The sequence below is a fragment of the Phragmitibacter flavus genome (assembly GCF_005780165.1).
GTDB classification, from domain to species: domain Bacteria; phylum Verrucomicrobiota; class Verrucomicrobiia; order Verrucomicrobiales; family Verrucomicrobiaceae; genus Phragmitibacter; species Phragmitibacter flavus.
On record NZ_VAUV01000040.1, the window covers coordinates 1 to 972 of the forward strand.

Annotated in this window: 1 protein-coding gene; it reads right to left on the bottom strand. The window is 58.7% G+C overall.

All coding sequences use genetic code 11. The features are described 5' to 3' along the window. Nucleotides 1-921: transposase (locus FEM03_RS24175; RefSeq protein ID WP_138089003.1), on the bottom strand; the 921-nt coding region annotated here is incomplete at its 3' end. Nucleotides 922-972 lie beyond the last annotated feature (51 nt).

Consider the following 972-nt stretch of genomic DNA (forward strand, 5'->3'; position numbering starts at 1 on the left):
AGATTCCACTGCCGGAGTTCTTCGCAAGGGGTAGCCCCAAGGGGAAAAATATCGTGCTTCGCACATCATTCGCTCAATGAGTAATGCCACCAAGATTTTGCCCTGCATCCACGCTCGGCTGGAGGCTTCCTTGTGCTTGGGCAACTGCCCCATTTGCAGCAGGCTTTTGAGCCGCTTAAACGCCAGTTCCACCTGCCATCGTGCTCGGTAAAATTCAAGAACTGCGGTGCAATCAAGCGTTTGAGCCGATAACGTGGTGATCACCACCACGTAATGTGCCAGTTCCAGTGTGGCGGGTCGGATGCTCTTTTGGCAGCGGGCTTTGTAGCGGGCTTTGCGCTCAGCTTTAGCGGCAGCTTCAGGGGTTTTGCGCAGGGCGCAGAGCCGCGCGGGGATCACTTGTCCGGGTTCTTTGCCGACGCGCAACCATACGGGACACTCGATCATTTGACCCACAACCAACGAACGCAGCACGGGCAAAGGCTCCCAAGGTTTTTCATCCTTGTCCTCCAGCGGCAGCGCACCGCTGTTGTAGCGCACGATGACATCGGCTCCAGCGGCCTTGATGGAGGCGATGGCCTTGCGGTCATTATAGGCCCGGTCCGCCAGCACAAGATCGCCTTGTTGCACCGGAAGCCTGCGCAGACTTTCGCCCCCGTGTTTACTGGTGATCTCAAAAAAGTCGCAGCACAGTTGCGGCAACCGCAGGGAGTAGTGCAGTCGCCAGTCAGTGCCGGTGGCACCAGGCTCCTGAATATCGCTGGCGTCCAGCACGCGCAACTGCCGTCCTGGCAGCCAGAAGTCGGGGCCTTCACCGAGTCGAGATCGGATCTCTCCTAATACGTGAATGCAAAGCGCCTCCAGCCAGGGGCGCGAGGTGCAAAGTCGTTTATGTAGAGCCATGGCATTGAGGTCGGCCAAGCCTCGGGCGCGGGCACGCGCTGAAGTTTGCTCAAGGGACAAGCCTCCACC